The organism is Paenibacillus sp. J22P15, from assembly GCF_056269345.1.
In genome coordinates, this window is the sequence record NZ_JBWDNT010000027.1 from 1 (window position 1) to 18,093 (window position 18,093).

The 18,093-nt window shown below is 47.0% G+C and carries 16 protein-coding genes; 13 read left to right on the forward strand and 3 right to left on the reverse strand.

Annotated elements, in window-relative coordinates; genetic code table 11:
* Positions 1-363 precede the first annotated feature (363 nt).
* Positions 364-579: a hypothetical protein gene (locus AC0YN6_RS27845; protein ID WP_475751154.1), complete on the reverse strand. Its 216-nt coding sequence runs from the start codon at positions 577-579 to the stop codon at positions 364-366.
* 283 nt (positions 580-862) lie between these two features.
* On the opposite strand from AC0YN6_RS27845, the gene nrdI reads away from it, so the two are divergent.
* The 10 genes from nrdI to AC0YN6_RS27895 all read left to right on the forward strand — a co-directional run bounded on the left by nrdI (position 863) and on the right by AC0YN6_RS27895 (position 9,782).
* Complete coding sequence (gene nrdI, locus AC0YN6_RS27850; RefSeq protein ID WP_475751156.1) at positions 863-1,222, forward strand: class Ib ribonucleoside-diphosphate reductase assembly flavoprotein NrdI; 360 nt, start codon at positions 863-865, stop codon at positions 1,220-1,222.
* Complete coding sequence (nrdE, locus tag AC0YN6_RS27855) at positions 1,209-3,293, forward strand: class 1b ribonucleoside-diphosphate reductase subunit alpha (protein WP_475751158.1); 2,085 nt, start codon at positions 1,209-1,211, stop codon at positions 3,291-3,293. Before nrdI ends, nrdE begins: the two co-directional genes overlap by 14 nt.
* 45 nt (positions 3,294-3,338) lie before the next feature.
* Positions 3,339-4,295: a class 1b ribonucleoside-diphosphate reductase subunit beta gene (gene nrdF / locus AC0YN6_RS27860; RefSeq protein WP_475751159.1), complete on the forward strand. Its 957-nt coding sequence runs from the start codon at positions 3,339-3,341 to the stop codon at positions 4,293-4,295.
* A 159-nt stretch (positions 4,296-4,454) separates the two neighbouring features.
* Positions 4,455-5,432 carry an ABC transporter ATP-binding protein gene (locus AC0YN6_RS27865; RefSeq protein ID WP_475751161.1) on the forward strand — a complete coding sequence of 326 codons (978 nt, stop codon included), beginning with the start codon at positions 4,455-4,457 and terminating at the stop codon, positions 5,430-5,432.
* A complete protein-coding gene (locus AC0YN6_RS27870) occupies positions 5,432-6,235 on the forward strand; it encodes an ABC transporter permease (protein ID WP_475751163.1) in 804 nt (267 codons plus the stop codon). Before AC0YN6_RS27865 ends, AC0YN6_RS27870 begins: the two co-directional genes overlap by 1 nt.
* Before the next feature lie 5 nt (positions 6,236-6,240).
* Positions 6,241-7,023: an ABC transporter permease gene (locus AC0YN6_RS27875; protein ID WP_475751164.1), complete on the forward strand. Its 783-nt coding sequence runs from the start codon at positions 6,241-6,243 to the stop codon at positions 7,021-7,023.
* A 41-nt stretch (positions 7,024-7,064) separates the two neighbouring features.
* The gene (gene hprK / locus AC0YN6_RS27880) at positions 7,065-7,973 is read left to right on the forward strand and encodes an HPr(Ser) kinase/phosphatase (protein WP_475751166.1); all 909 of its coding nucleotides are present in this window, start codon (positions 7,065-7,067) and stop codon (positions 7,971-7,973) included.
* Between the two features lie 144 nt (positions 7,974-8,117).
* Entirely contained in the window at positions 8,118-8,570 is a 453-nt protein-coding gene (locus AC0YN6_RS27885; RefSeq protein ID WP_475751168.1) for a GyrI-like domain-containing protein, read from the forward strand.
* Positions 8,571-8,698: 128 nt separating this feature from the next.
* Positions 8,699-9,523: a PhzF family phenazine biosynthesis protein gene (locus tag AC0YN6_RS27890; RefSeq protein WP_475751169.1), complete on the forward strand. Its 825-nt coding sequence runs from the start codon at positions 8,699-8,701 to the stop codon at positions 9,521-9,523.
* 4 nt (positions 9,524-9,527) lie between these two features.
* A complete protein-coding gene (locus AC0YN6_RS27895) occupies positions 9,528-9,782 on the forward strand; it encodes a DUF2164 domain-containing protein (RefSeq protein ID WP_475751171.1) in 255 nt (84 codons plus the stop codon).
* Between the two features lie 73 nt (positions 9,783-9,855).
* Here the strand turns inward: AC0YN6_RS27895 and AC0YN6_RS27900 are convergent, their stop codons facing one another.
* Positions 9,856-11,028, reverse strand: coding sequence for a GGDEF domain-containing protein (locus tag AC0YN6_RS27900; RefSeq protein ID WP_475751173.1), 1,173 nt, complete (start codon positions 11,026-11,028; stop codon positions 9,856-9,858).
* Positions 11,029-11,151: 123 nt separating this feature from the next.
* Here AC0YN6_RS27900 and AC0YN6_RS27905 point away from each other — a divergent pair, with 123 nt between their 5' ends.
* Genes AC0YN6_RS27905 through AC0YN6_RS27915 form a run of 3 tightly spaced genes read left to right on the forward strand, consistent with a single transcriptional unit; the run spans position 11,152 to position 16,951 of the window.
* Entirely contained in the window at positions 11,152-12,279 is a 1,128-nt protein-coding gene (locus AC0YN6_RS27905; protein ID WP_475751175.1) for a glycosyltransferase family 4 protein, read from the forward strand.
* 33 nt (positions 12,280-12,312) lie between these two features.
* Positions 12,313-13,599: a metallophosphoesterase family protein gene (locus AC0YN6_RS27910; RefSeq protein ID WP_475751177.1), complete on the forward strand. Its 1,287-nt coding sequence runs from the start codon at positions 12,313-12,315 to the stop codon at positions 13,597-13,599.
* Positions 13,600-13,654: 55 nt separating this feature from the next.
* Positions 13,655-16,951 (forward strand): AAA family ATPase, encoded by a 3,297-nt coding sequence (locus AC0YN6_RS27915; protein WP_475751179.1) that lies wholly within the window; start codon positions 13,655-13,657, stop codon positions 16,949-16,951.
* Positions 16,952-16,988: 37 nt separating this feature from the next.
* On the opposite strand, the gene AC0YN6_RS27920 is transcribed toward AC0YN6_RS27915, so the two are convergent.
* Entirely contained in the window at positions 16,989-18,029 is a 1,041-nt protein-coding gene (locus AC0YN6_RS27920; protein WP_475751181.1) for a YkvI family membrane protein, read from the reverse strand.
* Positions 18,030-18,093: the final 64 nt, after the last annotated feature.

An 18,093-nucleotide genomic window follows, 5' to 3' on the forward strand; every position in this document is an offset into this window, starting at 1 on the left:
GGTTAGTGGTCTGTAAGCACCTATGTGTGCTTATGGAGTGGAATCGGCGTATGAGTGAGCTCGAAAGTCTGCTGTAAGAGCATATATGCGCTTACGGCGGGGAAGTAACCAGGGCTAGTGGTGTGACAGCACCTATATGTGCGTACAAAATGGAGTGGTGGGATCGAGTAGGCGGGTTGCCGGAAACTGTGTCGAAAAACATAACATTATTGCAGACATCTATATGTTGTGTTTATGTCGAATTTCGTCGATTTTAAGCTGATTGTAAAATTTTATCAATAGTGTTCAGGTGAACGAGAAGTACTATCAAATTTGTGTGCTTAACTGCTTGTATATATCTAGATATTGTGTACAACAGAATTATTATTCTCGAAGCGCATCGATTAATCGGCTGTTCATTCCAGCGGAAGCAGATGCTTTTCGCACCGTATCCAGCTTCATTTTCTTGATCGTTTCGGTCAAATGTTGCTGGTCGTTTTCTAGTTTTTCTATATATTCAAGCAGCTCCGGCGCTGTATATCCGGCATCCTTGAACAGTTTCTCCAGTGTTTCTCTTATTTGGTCAGCAGTTGTTTTCATGTTCGTCAGGACCTCCACAATAGCAATAAAATGTCACTATCCCATCATATCCTCATCTGTTAAAATAGTCGAGTGCGCCAAAAAAATAGATTAATATTTTCTCCATAATTTTCATTGACTACTCCTATATATTGATGTAGAATCAAAAACATCAACTACATGTTGATATGAATTGGAGCCTTCAACGATTACCATCGGTATATCTTGAGCAAGCGCAGCTGACAGAATTGATAGTCAGAAGCGCTTTTTAATTGCTTGTTTTCAGTAAGGGAGCGAACGTGTTATGCTAGTCGTCTATGATTCAAAAACAGGTAACGTCAAGCGTTTCATCAAAAAATTGAATATGCGGGCTGTGCCTATTGATGAGAAGGAAGAAGTGGACGAGCCGTTCGTACTAGTCACATATACAACGGGGTTCGGTCAAGTTCCAGAGAAAGTAACTTCGTTTCTCGAAAGCAACGCTGGGATGCTGCGCGGCGTCTCTGCTAGCGGCAACCGCAATTGGGGAACCGGGTTCGCCAAAAGTGCGGATACGATCTCAAAAATGTACGATGTTCCCGTGATTTTGAAGTTTGAACTGTCTGGTACGAATCAAGATACGCAACATTTTGTCGAAAGGGTGCGAACGATTGAAGCATATTGAATTGAATAACGAATTGATGCAGCGCGGTGCTGACGGATTTTACCAGCTGGATAAAGATAAAGAGGCTGTTGCTGCATTTATGGAAGAAGTGGCTGAGAAGAGCGTAAAGTTCGACTCCCTCAAACATAAGCTAGATTACTTAATCGAAAACGATTATTACGATAATGTATACGAAAAGTATACATATGAGCAGGTTGAAGCTGTATACACACTTACAGCAAACAGCAGCTTTGAGTTCCAATCCTACATGGCAGCATCGAAGTTTTATAAGGACTATGCCATGAAGACCAATAATAAATCGCAATACTTGGAGCAATATTCCGATCGTGTAGCCATTGTTGCTTTGAGTTTAGGTGAAGGCGATGCAGCTAGAGCACTTCGTATTGCTGAAGCGATGATCGACCAACGTTTGCAACCAGCTACTCCAACCTTCCTGAACGCAGGCAAAAGCCGTCGCGGCGAAATGGTTTCCTGCTTCCTTCTCGAAATGGACGACTCACTTAATTCCATTAACTATGTATTAGGTACATGCATGCAGCTTTCCAAAATCGGCGGCGGAGTTGCAGTCAACCTGTCGAAGCTTCGTGGACGCGGCGAGCCTATTAAAGGTGTTGAAGGCGCAGCAAAAGGCATTATGCCGGTATTGAAACTGATGGAGGATGCTTTCTCCTACGCGGACCAAATGGGTCAACGTAAAGGTTCAGGTGCAGGTTACTACAATATTTTCGGCTGGGATATTATCGAGTTCCTTGATTGCAAAAAAATTAACGCTGACGAAAAGGCACGTATTAAAACCCTTTCAATCGGTCTTATTATTCCGAATAAATTTTACGAGCTTGCTGCTCAGAACAAGGCTCTTTTTGTGTTCGGTCCACATTCCGTTCAAAAAGCATATGGAAAGCATCTCGATGATATGGATATGGACGAGATGTACGAAGAATTGCTCGCTAATGAGCTGGTAACGAAGAAAAAAGTAATGAACGCACGCGACATGTTGACAAAAATCGCTTCGATTCAACTAGAATCAGGCTACCCATATATTATGAATAAATCGAATGCTAACAGCGTTCATGCGCTGAAAGATATCGGCTCCATTAAAATGTCCAACCTGTGCACGGAAATATTCCAGCTTCAGGAGACTTCGGAAATTAAAGATTATGGCTACGATGATATTATTAACCGCGATATCAGTTGTAACCTTGCTTCACTTAATATCGTTAACGTGATGGAGCACAAGAAGGTTAAGGAATCGGTGCATGTCGGCATCGAAGCTTTAACGACGGTTAGTGATTTGTCTAATATTGACAATGCACCAGGCGTTCGCAAAGCGAATGAAGAGCTGCATTCTGTAGGACTTGGCGCGATGAATCTGAATGGATACCTTGCCAAAAACAAAATTGCTTACGAAAGTGAAGAAGCGAAAGATTTTGCCGGCGTATTCTTTATGATGATGAACTACTACTCCATTGAGCAAAGTATGGAAATTGCCAAAGAACGCGGCATTACGTTCAAAGATTTCGACCGTTCGGAGTATGCGAAAGGAACTTATTTCACTCGTTATGTAGAGAATGATTTCCGTCCAAAAACCGATCGTGTGAAAGAATTGTTCGATGGTATGGAAATTCCGTCACCTGAGGACTGGGCGGCACTGAAAGAAAAAGTGCAGAAACACGGCTTGTACCATGCTTACCGTCTGGCTATTGCGCCAACACAAAGCATTTCGTATATCCAAAATGCAACTTCAAGCGTAATGCCGATTGTTGAGCATATCGAAACACGTACGTATGCAAACTCGACTACTTATTATCCAATGCCTTATTTGGCGCAGGATAATTACTTCTATTACAAATCGGCTTATAACATTGATCAGTTTAAGCTGATTGATCTCATTGCTGAAATCGGACAGCATATTGATCAAGGTATTTCTACCGTGCTGCATGTTAATAGTAATGTGACGACTCGTGAGCTGGCGCGTTTCTATGTTTATGCTGCTCAAAAAGGTCTAAAATCACTTTATTACACAAGAACGAAGCGGCTTTCCGTCGAGGAATGCACGAGCTGCGCAGTTTAAGTTCTATTTAATTGACGCTTACGTAGCAAAGAAGGAGCTTACCAAATGAAAGCAGTAAACTGGAACCGCCCGGATGACGATTTCACATTAACATTCTGGCAGCAAAACGTGATGCAATTTTGGACGGATGAAGAAATTCCATTATCAGACGATAAAATGGACTGGATGGAAATGACAGATGCTGAGCGCACACTTTACAAAAACGTGCTCGGTGGTCTGACATTACTCGATACGATTCAAGGCGGTATCGGCATGCCGAAAATTTTGGAGCATGTCGAGGGCTTGCAACGTAAAGCGGTACTTGCGTTTATGTCGATGATGGAGCAAATCCATGCTAAATCGTATAGCAGCATCTTTACGACGCTAGCTTCAGGCGAAGAGATTGACGAGATCTTCCAATGGGTGGAGAATAACGAACAGCTTCAGAAGAAAGCAACGATCATTTCTTCTTGGTATTCTAACATCACCGGCCCGAAAGAGCTGTACAAAGCGATGGCTGCTTCCGTATTCTTGGAGAGCTACCTGTTCTACAGCGGATTCTTCTACCCGCTTTACTTGGCTGGTCAAGGCAAAATGACGAGCAGCGGCGAAGTTATCGATTTGATTTTGCGCGATGAAAGTATCCATGGCTTGTACGTTGGCGTTCTAGCTCAAGAGCTATTCGATACATTTAGTCCTGAAGAGCAAGCGCAGCTGCAAAACGAGGTTTATGCATTGCTTAACGAGTTGTACGAGAATGAGATTGTGTACACAGAACATCTGTATACTCCGCTCGGTTTAACTGAGGAAGTTAATGTATACGTCCGTTACAATGCGAACAAAGCGCTTATGAATCTTGGTATGGAGCCGCATTTCCCTGAGGAAGCGGTTAACCCGATCGTGTTCAATGGCATTAGCACACACACGAAACAGCATGACTTCTTCTCCAAAAAAGGAAATGGTTATGTACGCACGATTCACATTGAACCGTTGAATGACGATGATTTTGTGTTCAACTTTTAATAAAACCTAATAGCAATTCAACATAGGAATCGCTCTTTATTCGGCCATCTTGGCAGGAGAAGAGCGATTTTTGATTGTTTATACTTGGAAAAAGTGATTGACACAATATTGTTACAGTGTTAGTATTTTCCTCTCAAATCTTGCGCGGAGGTAACAAACGTGATAACAGTTCATGGATTAAGTAAATCTTATCAAGTTGCAAAACGCTCATCAGGTGTTAAGCAAGCGGTCAAGGCATTATTTAAAAGGGAATACAAAGTCGTGGAAGCGCTTAATGACATTTCTTTTACCATTCAACCGGGTGAAATCGTTGGTTACATTGGACCTAACGGTGCTGGGAAATCAACAACGATCAAAGTCATGAGCGGGATATTGGTGCCTGATAGCGGCACATGTACGGTCATGGGCTATACGCCTTGGAAAGATCGAGTTAATTATGTGAAAAATATTGGAGTTGTGTTCGGACAGCGTTCTCAGCTTTGGTGGGATGTGCCAGTCCTGGATTCCTTTGATCTGCTGCGCGATATTTATAAGGTGCCTGAGGAGGAATATAGAAGTACTCTAGCTTTGCTTACCGAAACGCTAGAGCTGCAGGATATTATTCATGTGCCTGTCAGGCAGCTCAGTCTGGGACAACGTATGCGCTGCGAAATTGCAGCTTCACTGCTTCATAGTCCAAGCGTGCTGTTTCTGGATGAACCTACGATCGGTTTGGATGCAGTATCCAAAATAGCCGTTCGCCGCTTCATAAGGACAATTAACGAAGAGAAGGGCGTAACGATTATTTTGACAACGCATGATATGAACGACATTGAAGCGCTTGCGAATCGGATTATCCTCATTGGCAAAGGGAAGCTGCTGTACGACGGAAGCTTAAGTGCGATTCGTAATCAATTCGGGACGCAAAAAACTATTACTGTCGTATACAGCCATCATGCAGAGCCGCTGGAAGTGGCAGGGGCTATTATTGAAGAATGGTCGCCTGAGCGCGCAGTGCTTAATGTGGACACAGCTCAGGTCGTTATAAGCGATGTGTTGATTCGGCTATCCAATCAGGTGGAGCTTCTTGACGTGACGATTGATACAATGCCAATTGAAGACATGATCGTTCAGCTCTATAAGGAGCATCAAATATAATGAAAGCGTATATTTCGGTGTTTAAGCTGCGTCTCACTAATGGACTGCAATATCGCACCGCAGCGCTTGCGGGAGTTGCGACTCAATTTTTTTGGGGATTCATCATTATTATGGTATTTGAAGCATTTTATAGCAGTGCATCAACTCCGCCTCCAATTTCTTTAAAGCAGCTCATTACTTATGTGTGGCTCCAGCAGGCCTTTCTCTCCTTTGTCATGTTATGGTTCCGTGATAATGAGCTGTTTGGGCTCATTACGACAGGCAATATCGCTTATGAGCTCTGCAGGCCCAGCGGAATATACGGCTTATGGTATGCCAAGCTGATCGCGCAGCGGCTGGCGAGCGCGATACTAAAAAGTCTACCTGTACTTACCGTTGCTTTTTTTCTGCCTGAGCCTTATCGGATGCCGTTGCCATCGGACATTTTAGCCTTTATATTATTTTTCGTTGCGCTATTGCTAGGACTGCTTATGATTGTTGCACTGTCTATGCTCATGTACATATCGGTTTTTATTACTCTGTCACCTGCAGGCTCATTGCTTATGTTTGGCGTTGTTGGTGAATTTTTGGCGGGTATGGTCATCCCCGTCCCGCTCATGCCCGAGTGGCTGCAAAACATAGTATATGTACTGCCTTTTCGCTGGACAGCTGATTTCCCATTTCGTGTGTATTCCGGACATATTCCTATGCAGGAAGCGCTTATCGGTATCGGTATTCAGCTGATTTGGTTTTGTGTCTTAGTGGGGATAGGGAGACTAGCAATGGCCAAGGTATTACGCAGAGTTGTTGTGAACGGAGGGTAACCAAGATGAGATTGTTCGGAAAATATATTTTGATCATGTTTAAGTCGCAAATGCAGTATGTTACCTCGTTTTGGCTGCTCTCCTTGGGTCAATTTTTCGTGCCATTCTCTGTATTTGCCGGATTGTATTTTATGTTTGAGCGATTTGGTCAAATTGAGGGCTGGGAGTTTCAAGAGGTGGCTTTGTGCTTCGCTATTATTCATATGTCATATGCGATTAGCGAATGTTTTGCACGCGGGTTTGATTCGTTCTCCAGTCTGGTCGTAAATGGTGACTTTGACCGTTTGTTAGTACGCCCGCGCAGCACAGTGCTGCAAGTTCTTGGCTCAAAATTCGAATTTTCTCGTGTCGGACGCCTGTTGCAAAGTGTACTCATATTAACTTGGGCACTCAGTCAGCTTACGGTCGATTGGACCATGCTGAAAACATTAACTCTCGTTTTTATGATAACGAGCGGAGTATTTGTTTTTTCTGGCATCTTTATACTAGCTGCAACCATGTGCTTCTGGACTGTTCAAGGGCTTGAACTTGCCAATATATTTACAGACGGCGGGCGTGAAATGGCACAGTACCCGCTCGCCATTTATAAGAAATGGGTCACGCGTTTTTTCACTTTCATCATTCCATTCGGATGCGTCAACTATTTGCCTTTACTCTATCTGTTAGACAGAACTACTGGGAATGATCTGCTCTATATGCTCTCACCAGTGGCGGGTATTCTCTTTATTTTACCTTGTCTGCTCGTCTGGCATCTCGGTGTTCGTCATTATCGCTCGACAGGCTCTTAACTAAACGGAACTTCATTATAATAGCAAAGGGGAGCAATACAATGAAATCAATAGCGGTACGTGAACTGGCAGCGCAATTATCATTAGAGGTATTAGCAGGAGCAGATAAGTTGGATCGGCAAATTATAAAAGCGAGAGCATATCGACCGGGACTCGAATTTGTTGGATACTACGATTTTTTTCCGCAGGAGCACGTACAAATTTTAGGCAAGAAGGAAATCACGTATTTGCATACGTTAAGTGAAGTTGAACGAAATCATCATATCGGCAATATTGTTAAATATCATCCGCCATGCTTCGTCGTTACGGCAGGCCAAGAGGGATTGAAATATTTGACGAAGTATTGCGATCAAGAAGGCATTCCGCTGCTGCGCACGAAGGTTCCTACTGCACAATTTCTTGGGTTGCTCGACGCTTACCTTCTGAAGTCGCTTGCCCCAGAAATATCGATTCACGGCATATGCTTAAATGTGTCAGGCATTGGTATTTTACTGCGCGGCAAGTCAGGTATTGGAAAAAGTGAAACCGCGCATACTCTCATCAAACGAGGCTCGAGATTGGTTGCCGATGATATCGTGGTGCTGAAGAAGCTTAGTTCGCAAACGCTGCTCGGTACGCATAATGAGAAAACGAAGGAATTTCTAGCACTGCGCAGTATTGGTCTTATTAATGTGGTAAGACTTTATGGCAGGCAGGCCTTTCAGGATGAGACGAGGATTGTGCTCGATATAGAATTAACGAAGTGGCGTGACAATGAGCTGAACAATGATTTGGAGTTGGAAACGAAGTTTACGGACTATATGGGCGTTCAAATTCCACATATAGAAATTCAAGTACAGCCTGGAAGAGATGTTGCAGGTTTAATCGAGGCTGCCGCGAATAATTGGTTTTTGAAGCAGCAGGGTTATAGTGCAATGGATGAATTCATGAAACGATTAGAAAGTAATTAGTTATTGCAGTGTTATAGGTGTATTGTTTTGGTTTCATGATTAACCTGTAAATGACTATCCATTTACTAGCAAAACATGATACACTATGGGCAGAGAAAGCTCATCCTAGCGTACAAGTCCTACAGATTCGAAGGAGGAAATCGCGTGGAAAACTGCTCAATCGTAACAAAGCCTGCGCTCCATTTGGCGGGAATTAGCTACTGCGGTCCATATTCATCATTTCCGGATGAAGCAATTAGGCTGCAAACCGAGTTTTTGACACGCAAGCACGAACTGAATGATGCATTGAAATCTACGGTATTGTACAGTCCGTATTTCGGCAATGAAGCATTTGCTACATACTGGGCTTGTTATGAGGTTCAGCATTTGGAGGATGTGCCTCCAGGCATGGTGCAATTCACCATTCCTGGGCATCGTTATGCGATGGTCGCCAGCTCTAATAAAAGAATCGGCGAAGGTTACGAGCAGCTTCATGCTTGGATAAACGAATTGCGGCTAGAGAAGCAAGAGAATGCCGTTTCGTTGGAGCTATTTTATATTGACGAGCATCATTTGGAGGAAGAGGCAGTAGAATTGCTTATTCCACTCAAAGATTAACTTATATGAAGTGCTTGCACGCATACGAAACGGCACAGCGAATGAAAGACATTCGTGCCGGTTCATGTTGCGTAGGCAAGCTCTTTTTTTGTTCGGATTCGACGTGTAAAATGTGAAGAGGAGGCCGTATGGATTTGGAAAGGAATGATGGAGAAGTGACCTATGCATTATATATTGTAGATGCTTTTACGAATGAGCGATTCAAAGGAAACCCAGCTGCCGTTTGTATACTGAATGAAACTCAGACAGACAGCTGGATGCAGCAGGTAGCAGCGGAAATGAATCTTTCGGAGACGGCATTTATTTTACAGGGGACGGAAAACGACCATTTACGCTGGTTTACTCCAGCGGCAGAGGTCGATTTGTGTGGACATGCTACGCTTGCAACCGCGCATATACTGTGGGAAACAGGGAGGCTGTCGAAGCAAGAAACGGCACGCTTTATGACGAGAAGCGGATTATTAACCGCTGCGCTGAGCGGAGAATGGATTGAGATGAATTTTCCAGCCGAGCCGCCGGAAGCAGCTGTTGCGCCGGAGGAGCTCGTTCAAGGACTTGGACTAATTCCGAGATATGCAGGCCGCAATCGTATGGATTATTTCGTTGAGGTGGATAGTGAGGAGACGCTGCGCACGCTGCGTCCCGACTTTGGGATGCTCGCTCGGCTGGACGCTCGCGGAGTGATCGTGACGAGCCGTTCAAGTTCATCAGCTTCCTCCTATGATTTTGTGTCGCGGGCATTTTTTCCCGCAGTGGGAGTAAATGAGGATCCGGTAACCGGGTCGGCTCATTGCGCACTTGCACCTTATTGGGCAAAGCGGCTTCGCAAGGAAGCGCTAGTCGGATATCAAGCATCGGAGCGCGGAGGATTCGTGAAGGTTAGAGCAGAGGGCGAGCGGGTTTTTTTATCGGGACAAGCGGTAACTGTGCTAAAAGGGCAACTGGAGGGATAATTAAATGTTAAAATTGAAGCTGCCAAAAGAGCAGAAGGATCAGCTGACAGCAAGTATACAGCAATATTTCGAGCTAGAGCGTTCAGAAACGCTCGGGTCGATTGCCGCGGAACAGCTGCTTGATTTTATGATCAATGAAATCGGACCGCATGTGTACAACCACGCGATTCAAGATGCGCGCAAAACGGTTCTCGAACGGATGCAGACGCTGGAAGATGAGTTATATGCGCTGGAGAAGCCGATTTCCGTTAAACGATAATGTGATACGAAATGATACAAAAAGGCACTAATCACAAGGCTTACAGCCTTGATGATTAGTGCCTTTCAAACGATTAGCTGGTTGTTTTTTTTGGAGCAGCCTTAGATTTAAACGGGGTTACTTTATTTTTACCAGTTGTCTTCGAATAGTACATCGCTTCGTCAGCCTGTTTAATCATGTTTTGAATGACCTTGGTTTCCTTGGACGTACTAAACCCTACGCTTATCGTAACCATCGTCTCTTGCTCAACTCTTCGACGAATGGATTCAGCTACAATATCCGGCTTCACACGCTCGGTGCTGATGCAGCTGAGCAGCTCCTCTCCGCCGTAACGTCCCGCCGAGCCAATGCCGCTCGTCTCTTCCTTAATAATTTCGGCAACCTGCTTAAGTACGCCATCAGCTTTATGGTGGCCATGTGTGTCATTCAGTTTCTTGAAATTATCGATGTCGCAAAATAGGATCGCAATAGATTTGTTGTTTTGCAGAAGCTGCTCTGCTTTCGAATAAAAGTGCCTTCGGTTATATAACCCCGTCAAACCATCCGTAATGGAGGATTGATAGGTAAGCATAAGCCGCTCAATTACCCATTCAAAGAGCAGCAAAAATAAAAGCGTGTAATAAACGATGGGGAGCAGCTGGCTAATCGAAATGAGCCAGGTTATTGATCCATGAAAAACGTATGCATTCGACAGCCTTGCAACTTCGCTTGCAAAAAAGACGATGAGACTCGCGTAATATTTGGAGCTCATGTGTGCGCTTCTTGTATCAAGCATAATCATGAAAATAACGATTAATCCATAAAAGTCGAGCGCCGGAAAAGTAAAGGCCTGCTCATGAACAACTGTTTCCGCGGCAATCGGTGTAATTGCAAATTGTATGCCTGCAATAACTAGTGTCATCATACTCATAATGATAAAGGGGATAACTTTAAGCTCTGCGGAACGATGAGTATATAATTTCATGAATACAAAGTTTATAATAATAAAACAAACGATTTGAAGAATGGCTAAAGTTATATGTAGAAATGGCGATAAGGACCAGCCAGGATAAGCAAGAACAACGAGCAGGCATTGCTTCATGATGATGAGAGTGATGGCTGTAATTAACAAACGATAAATTCGTTTATTGCGGTAGCTGACATAAAGCCTAACCGACATGAAGAGCATTAAGATCAGAATGACGATGACAGCTGATGAAGAGAGCAGTTGTCCGTTCGGGCCAGAAAGCCATTGTGTAATTGTCATGAGTTAACCCACCGTTATCTAGTATTGGTTTCAATAGCTTTACAGAAACATATGTTCTAATATATCATGTTTTACGGCGAACGAATAGTTGACAGACAAGTTTACGTTGAAAGGATGGGACACATGAATATTTTACAAGCGTTATTTTTCCCACCGGAGCAGCCGGGCGGCGTATCTTCTATGATCCCTTACATTCAGGATAGATTTTTAAAGTATGGATGGCAGATGGAATTATTCTCCTTGCCTAAACGGGTAAGAAGCAAAGGACAAGAGGAAGTCCAGTTCGAAACCTTCGATCACACGGTCTACAAAGGGAATGCAATGGTAGATAAATATATACAAACCTATAAAGATTACGTATGGTGGACAAAAATGCGCATCAAAAAGCCATACGATATTATACACGCGCATCATCCAATTGCCGGGCTTGTTATGAAACAGCTGTTTCCAGATACTCCGCTCGCGATGACGATTCATTCCAGTTATGAGCGCGAGCTTATTCTAAACGGAAAAATTAAAGATGGCGGGCCGGAGCATCGATTTCTTATGAGTCTTTATGGCGAATTGGAGGCAAAGGCGGATCAGCTCCTTACCGTTTCTGAATCATTTCGTTCCTATATCGCGCCTCATATCAAGCATCCAGAGAAGATAAAGGTTATACCAAATGGTTTTGATGAAAAAAGATTTAAACCGATTTCCCATGAAAATGCAGTAACTCAGCTCATTACGGTATGCAGGCTTGTCCCAGCGAAAGGGCTCGATGTGCTGCTGCATGCATGCGCAGAACTCAAGAAGGGCAGGCACCCGTTTGTTCTCCATATTATCGGTGACGGACCGATTCGGGAGGAGCTTGAGGCATTAGCAGTGGAGCTCGATTTGTATGATGACATTATCTTTTACGGCTATATGCTGCATCCGGAAGAATTTATGCCGTTTTTCGACGTGTTTGTATTGCCTTCACGCGCAGAGGCTTTCGGCTCAGTGTTCGCAGAAGCGGCATTATGCTCACTCGCGCTTGTAGGAACGAACGTGGGCGGTATCGCCGAGCAAATCGAGAATGGTATTAATGGATTGCTAGTACCGCCGGAAGATCCGCTGGCGCTGGCTGAAGCGCTTGAGAAGGTTGTTACTGACCCAACTTATCGTTATCACTTGGCTAGAGCGGGGTCGGATAAGGCGAAAAAAGTGTATTCGTTGCAGCGCGTGATCGCGCAGTTGAAAAAAGTTTACATTCATATGAAACCGGAATAACGGTTTAATATATCGGAATAGGCGGTTTTTGAGATGTCAGTACCTTTTCGATTCATACATGCTGCAGACTTGCATTTGGATAGTCCCTTTCGCGGGCTTGCGAAGGCACCCGATCAGGTTAGAGAGGTTTTAGCTGAATCTACCTTCACTGCGCTGCGTGAATTGACGCTAACCGCAATTCGTGAGCAGGTAGATTTTATCGTTTTGGCAGGCGATTTGTATGATGAAGCAGATCGCTCGCTTAGAGCACAGCTTATGCTGGTGCGTGAATGGGAAAAACTAAAGGAACATGGAATTGACGTATTCGTCATTCACGGAAACCATGATCCGCTAAACGGAGCTAGGGCAGCATTAGAACTGCCTTCAAACGTATATGTTTTTGGAGCAGATCAAATGGAACATTGGCCGGCTTATCGTAAAAACGGTGAGCTGGCTGCATTTATTTACGGCCAGTCATATGGCACGCGTGTCGTGGCTGAAAATATAGCAGCAGCGTATCATATTCAGTCAGAGGCACCGTTTCATATCGCGCTGCTGCACGGCAACGTGGATGGAGACGGAACACATGATCCTTATGCTCCATGCTCACTAGCTGAGCTTGTTGGCGGCAAAGGCTTCGATTATTGGGCGCTAGGCCACATCCATCATCGAAGGGTGCTGCATGAGTACCCGCATGTCGTATACTCCGGCAACTCACAAGGAAGAAATCCGCGAGAAACAGGAGCTAAAGGTTGTTATATTGTTGATATAACGGCCGCAAGGGCTGTTGAGCTGACTTTTATGCCGCTGGATACGGTAAGGTGGTACGAGCACAACTGGTCCATTTCAGACGTTAGCTCGGAGCAGGAGCTTTTGCAGCAGATGGAAGGGCTGACTGATCGGATCTTGGCCGAGTCCGAAGGAAGATCGGTCATGCTTCGTATCTGCTTGACGGGCCGAGGCTTGCTGCATCAGAAGTTGTCTGACCCTGCGGTCGTACTGACGCTGCTTCAGCAATTGCAGGAGGGCAGGTCATTATCATTAACGGAACAATGGATTTTTGTCCATGGGATCGAGGTGAGCACTGGAGCTGAGATCAATTGGGAGGAGCTCGCGGCGGAGGATAGCTTCGCAGGGGAGCTCTTCCGATTTAGCGCTGCGCTTACCGAGGACGAGCAGCTTTGGCGCGATTTTGCCAAAAACGCAGTAGGTCAGGCCGCAGGACATGCGAAACTTGGCAGACTTCTGCACGAGCAATGGGATGCGCTTCCTGAACGGTGGCTTACACAAGCCAAAGAGTTGACGCTGGGATTGCTCCATGATAATGAACGGGGCGGATGATCATATGGCTTACGCAGCAATGATGTGCGAATGCCTTTAGGAGGTGACAGAAAGCATGAAGCTTATGAAAGCTGAGATTGACGGTTTCGGACAGCTTTACAGTCGTAACATACCGCTCGATGCGGCGGTTATCATCGTTTACGGTCCGAATGAGGCGGGTAAAAGTACGATGTTTGGCTTTATTCGATCGATGTTGTTTGGCTTTGCGAAGCGTGGACTATCAAACGAGCGACAAGAGCCGGTGAACGGCGGCAAGCATGGGGGGCGATTGTTTTTTCGCGATGCGGAGGAAGCTGCTTATGTTGTTGAAAGATACGCAGCTGACGGCTTGGGTAAGCTTAGGCTGCGTCGTCTAGAGCATTCGACTAGCACACTTGATGCAGCTGAACCGAAGTTCGAAGAAGGCGCAGCTCTCACGCAGGTAGAGTGGGAAAAGCAGTTTCTCGGAGGCATTGGTGAAAAGTTGTATCGGCAATTATTCGCTATTACGCTTACCGAGCTGCAGGAAGTTGGAGCATTATCCGGCGAAGAGCTCGGCCGCTATTTGTATCAAGCTGGTTGGGACAATGGAAAATCGATTGCAGCAGCAGAGAAGCGATTAGCGCAAGAGATGGAATCGCTCTTTAAGCCTCGTGGTACTAATCAGCTGATGAATCAGCAGTTGAAGACGCTCGATCAGCTTGAAGCTGCGCTGCGTAAACGAGAGGACGCTATTGTCTCGTATAATGAACTGACGCTGCAAACGGCGAAGCTTGATCAATCTTTGAAGCTGCTTGCGTCGGAGCTGCCGGCTAGCGAGGCACGCCAAATGCTGCTTCATAAAGCATGCACGACGAGGCCGTTATGGATTCGCAAGCAGCAGCTGGTCATGGAGCATGATCGCGTCGCTTATGCAGCTTCGCTTTCGGCGCATGCAGAGAATGACTGGGGGGAACTGCTCAGGCAAAGGACTGAGCTGCGCGAGGAGGTCGAGAGGAATCGACAAAAGGCGCTGCTGCTGGAGCTTCAGCTTGAGGCGATCAACTATGACGAGCAGCTTCTTCGTATCGGAGATGAAACCGAGGCGTTGCTCCAAGTATCGGAGAGTATGCGTCAGCTCAGGCAGGACAGCGTAGTGCTTGAAGCGGAACTTCAGGAGCATGATGAGATGATTGCCCGGCTCGTAAGCAGTATTGCACCAGAATGGACAGAGCGGCAGCTCAGGGAGCTTCATGTTACGATTGCGGATCGTGATTATGTGAGGAATGCGAGGCAGCAGGAGCAGGAGCATTCGCGAACAGAAGAGCGGTTTGCGGTCGAGCTTGAGACGCTGAAGCAGCAGGAGCTGGAAGCGTCTATCGGTTTAGAGGAAGCGAGGTCAGCCGCAGCGCGTGATAAGGAGCGGAGCGAGCAGGAGGGTAGCACGGGATTTGACGTGCTGCCGCGCACGCGAGATGCGCTGAAGGGGGCGTGGAACGCCCTGGATAGCGCGCTTCGCGAGTGGGAGCTCGAGCGGGCGCGCTCTGCCGGTGCTGCTGCAGCCGCAAGCGGTAGCGAGTCGGCTGGCCGCGGCGCGGCAGCTGCGGGCCGTGGCGGAGCCGGCCCTTTGTGGGCTGCGGCGGCAGGAGCGGGCGGAGCCGCGCTGGCGCTTGGAGCTGCCGCACTTGGCGGCGCTGGCGGCGGAGCGGGCATTGCTGCGCTGGCGCTGGCGGGAGCCGCGGTGGCGCTTGCTATTGCTGCGGTGCTGCGGAGTCGCAGCGCCGGACATGCAGCAGCTGAGGAAGGCGATCAGCTGCGCGGGCGCGGGCGGCCGCGTGGGAGAGGCGGAGCTTCTTCAGCGGGGGGAACGGATTTTGCCGTTCTTAACGAGCGAGAGAAGCGCGTTCACGCTGCGTTAGAGATTATGGTACATAAGCCGCAAGAAGTCGCAGCAGCGCTGCTTGCGGCTAAACATTACAGCTCGCCAGAGCATCTGCTCGCAGCGGAACAAGCGCGCACACAGCTGCGCGCCGCAGTCGAAGCCCGTCTCGAGGCGCTGCACAGCAGCGAGCGCCTCATCGACAATTGCAGCGAGCTCGCCCGCCGCCTAGAGCGGCTGCGCGCGCACGCTGCAGGACGCAGCGAGGCTGCCGCCGCTGCTGCACATGCAAAGCAAGCCGCCCTCCGGCAATGGGCCGGCTGGCTTGCAGCTCGCTCACTGCCGGAGGGGATGTCTCCGGCAGCTGCGCTCGAAGCATTCGAGCTTGCCGAGCAAGCTTTGCAGCGGCTGCAGCATTATGACCGGCTGACGGCGAAGCAAGCCGCCGCAGGCAAACAGCTCGCTGCTTTCGCTAAGCAAGCAGCCGAGTTGTGCGCGTATTTCGAGGAAGCTGCCGCGGTGGCAGCTGCTGATCCAGCACTCGCGCTGCGACTGCTGCATGCCGAGATTCGCCGCCAAGCAGCAGCCAAACAAGAGGCGCGCGGTATAATCACGCGCCGCGATGAGCTGCGCTTGGCTATGCAAGCTGCTGAATCCCGGCAGAAGGAATTAGAGATTCAAACAGCAAAGCAAATAGAAGCAGCTGGGCTTTCAAGTGAAGCGCAGTATGAACTGGCGCTTGAGCATCGCGAATCGTTGCTCGCTCTTGAACTTGAATTGTCGAAGCTTACGCTTGAAATGACGGCAGGTATGTCAGCGGAGCGAATAGCAGAGCTGGAGGATTTGTTCGGAAATTATGATGAAGAGCAGCTGCAGATCATGCAAATCGAATCGCAGTCTGAGCTTAATGGGCTGGAGCGGAAGAAGCAGGATCAACTGGAACAGCGGGGGAGAGTTCATCAGTCCCTTGATCATCTTCTGAAGGAAGAGGAGCACCAAAGACTGCTCTCTGACAAAGCGATGACGATTGCGCAGCTTGAGAAGGATGCAGATCGTTATGCGGTCCTTTCCATAAGCGCAGCGCTCATCAATCGTACGAAGAGGATCTATGAGGAAGAACGTCAGCCTGTCGTGCTTCGCAATGCATCACGTTATATAGCGAAGCTGACTGATGGAAAATATATTCGGGTGCTGACGACGCCAGGCGAGCCGGGCATTAGGCTTGAATCGTCGGAGCGGCGTCTCATCGACAGCGGTATGTTGAGCAGAGGAACGGCAGAACAGGTCTACTTGGCGATGCGTCTTGCTTTGGCGGAGGAAGCATCGCGTGGGGCTAAGCTTCCTCTTATGCTGGACGATGTGTTTGTTAACTTCGACAAAGGGCGTCTGCACGCCGTCACTAAACTGCTCGCGTCCTTATCGGTTGAGAGGCAAATTATAGTTATGACCTGTCATGAGCATGTTCGGGATGCGATGCTGGAGCATTGCGAAGGCGCGCTGCTCGTACAAATTTAATGAGTCGTAATGGCGGCGTGCGGCTAACTCGTCGCGATCATTGATGTATAACACGCTTGCGAATAATTAAGATGAGCCAGCCAAGGCTGACTAATCCGAATAACGGATAAAGGGTGGAAAGCAACGGTCCAAATCCAATTTGGCTGGCTACATAACAAATCGCGAGAATGATCAGGACAATTAAGCTGCGAGCCCATTTCAATCGCTCATGGAGCTGAAGGGTAAGTCCATAAACGTCGGCAATAAGCGTCGTAAAGATTTCTGCGAAAATAATAAAAACATAAATGAGCTGTACACTCGGACCGAGCTGCCTTGCTATGCCGCCCATTGGTATCGCAAATTGTTGAATGCCTGGCATATGAACGGAAAGTGCGATATGCCCGGCTAGCAGCATGAAGCCAATCCCAATCCCGCCGACCCAAGAGCCGGCAATGATAGTCTTGCGGTCTTGAATTTCGGAACCCAGCGGAACTAGCACAGCCTGTGACATGGACAGATTAAAAGCAGTATAAAGGAACGGCGCAGCCCAAGCGGCCCAAATGGAATGATCGCTCGATAAAGTAATGAACTTGTCAGCGCCTGGTGTTTGAAATGTATCGATCATAATAAGCACAGTGAACAACAGCATAACAGGGACGACGATGGCATTCACCGTCAGGATTGCGTTCATCCCTTTGCGCAGTAAAAAAAAACATGCAGCCATCGTAATAAGCAGACCTGATTGATACGAAATGTTCCAATGTTCATAGAAGATTGTGCCAGCTCCAGCGAGCATAACAGCAGTTACGCCTAGGAGCACGACGAGCATGAAATGGCTAATAAGTCGTCCATATTTGTCGCCGAATAAGGCCTTGTTTAAGTCTTCATATGATTTCGCCTTAATCTCACTTGAGATGAGCATCATCTTAGTGCCTAGCCAAATGAACAAAACAGTAGAAATTACAATCGTGATTGTACCCCAATAGCCGAAGCGGGTAAAAAACTGTAATATCTCTTGGCCGGTGGCAAAACCTGCCCCCACGATTGTACCCATGTAAGTTGAAGCGATTTGCAGTACTTTTCCAGTACGTTTCCACATCGTCTACCGTCCTCCGTTCGATAACCCTCTATAATAAGAAGGTATGTCCGAACGGGGACAGGCA

What these genes read in the sequence shown, in the direction of transcription:
- AC0YN6_RS27845 (WP_475751154.1), bottom strand. Translation starts at nt 579, where the DNA reads ATGAAAACAACTGCTGACCAAATAAGAGAAACACTGGAGAAACTGTTC.
- nrdI (WP_475751156.1), top strand. Translation starts at nt 863, where the DNA reads ATGCTAGTCGTCTATGATTCAAAAACAGGTAACGTCAAGCGTTTCATC.
- nrdF (WP_475751159.1), top strand. Translation starts at nt 3,339, where the DNA reads ATGAAAGCAGTAAACTGGAACCGCCCGGATGACGATTTCACATTAACA.
- AC0YN6_RS27870 (WP_475751163.1), top strand. Translation starts at nt 5,432, where the DNA reads ATGAAAGCGTATATTTCGGTGTTTAAGCTGCGTCTCACTAATGGACTG.
- AC0YN6_RS27875 (WP_475751164.1), top strand. Translation starts at nt 6,241, where the DNA reads ATGAGATTGTTCGGAAAATATATTTTGATCATGTTTAAGTCGCAAATG.
- hprK (WP_475751166.1), top strand. Translation starts at nt 7,065, where the DNA reads ATGAAATCAATAGCGGTACGTGAACTGGCAGCGCAATTATCATTAGAG.
- AC0YN6_RS27890 (WP_475751169.1), top strand. Translation starts at nt 8,699, where the DNA reads ATGGATTTGGAAAGGAATGATGGAGAAGTGACCTATGCATTATATATT.
- AC0YN6_RS27895 (WP_475751171.1), top strand. Translation starts at nt 9,528, where the DNA reads ATGTTAAAATTGAAGCTGCCAAAAGAGCAGAAGGATCAGCTGACAGCA.
- AC0YN6_RS27900 (WP_475751173.1), bottom strand. Translation starts at nt 11,028, where the DNA reads ATGACAATTACACAATGGCTTTCTGGCCCGAACGGACAACTGCTCTCT.
- AC0YN6_RS27905 (WP_475751175.1), top strand. Translation starts at nt 11,152, where the DNA reads ATGAATATTTTACAAGCGTTATTTTTCCCACCGGAGCAGCCGGGCGGC.
- AC0YN6_RS27910 (WP_475751177.1), top strand. Translation starts at nt 12,313, where the DNA reads ATGTCAGTACCTTTTCGATTCATACATGCTGCAGACTTGCATTTGGAT.
- AC0YN6_RS27915 (WP_475751179.1), top strand. Translation starts at nt 13,655, where the DNA reads ATGAAGCTTATGAAAGCTGAGATTGACGGTTTCGGACAGCTTTACAGT.
- AC0YN6_RS27920 (WP_475751181.1), bottom strand. Translation starts at nt 18,029, where the DNA reads ATGTGGAAACGTACTGGAAAAGTACTGCAAATCGCTTCAACTTACATG.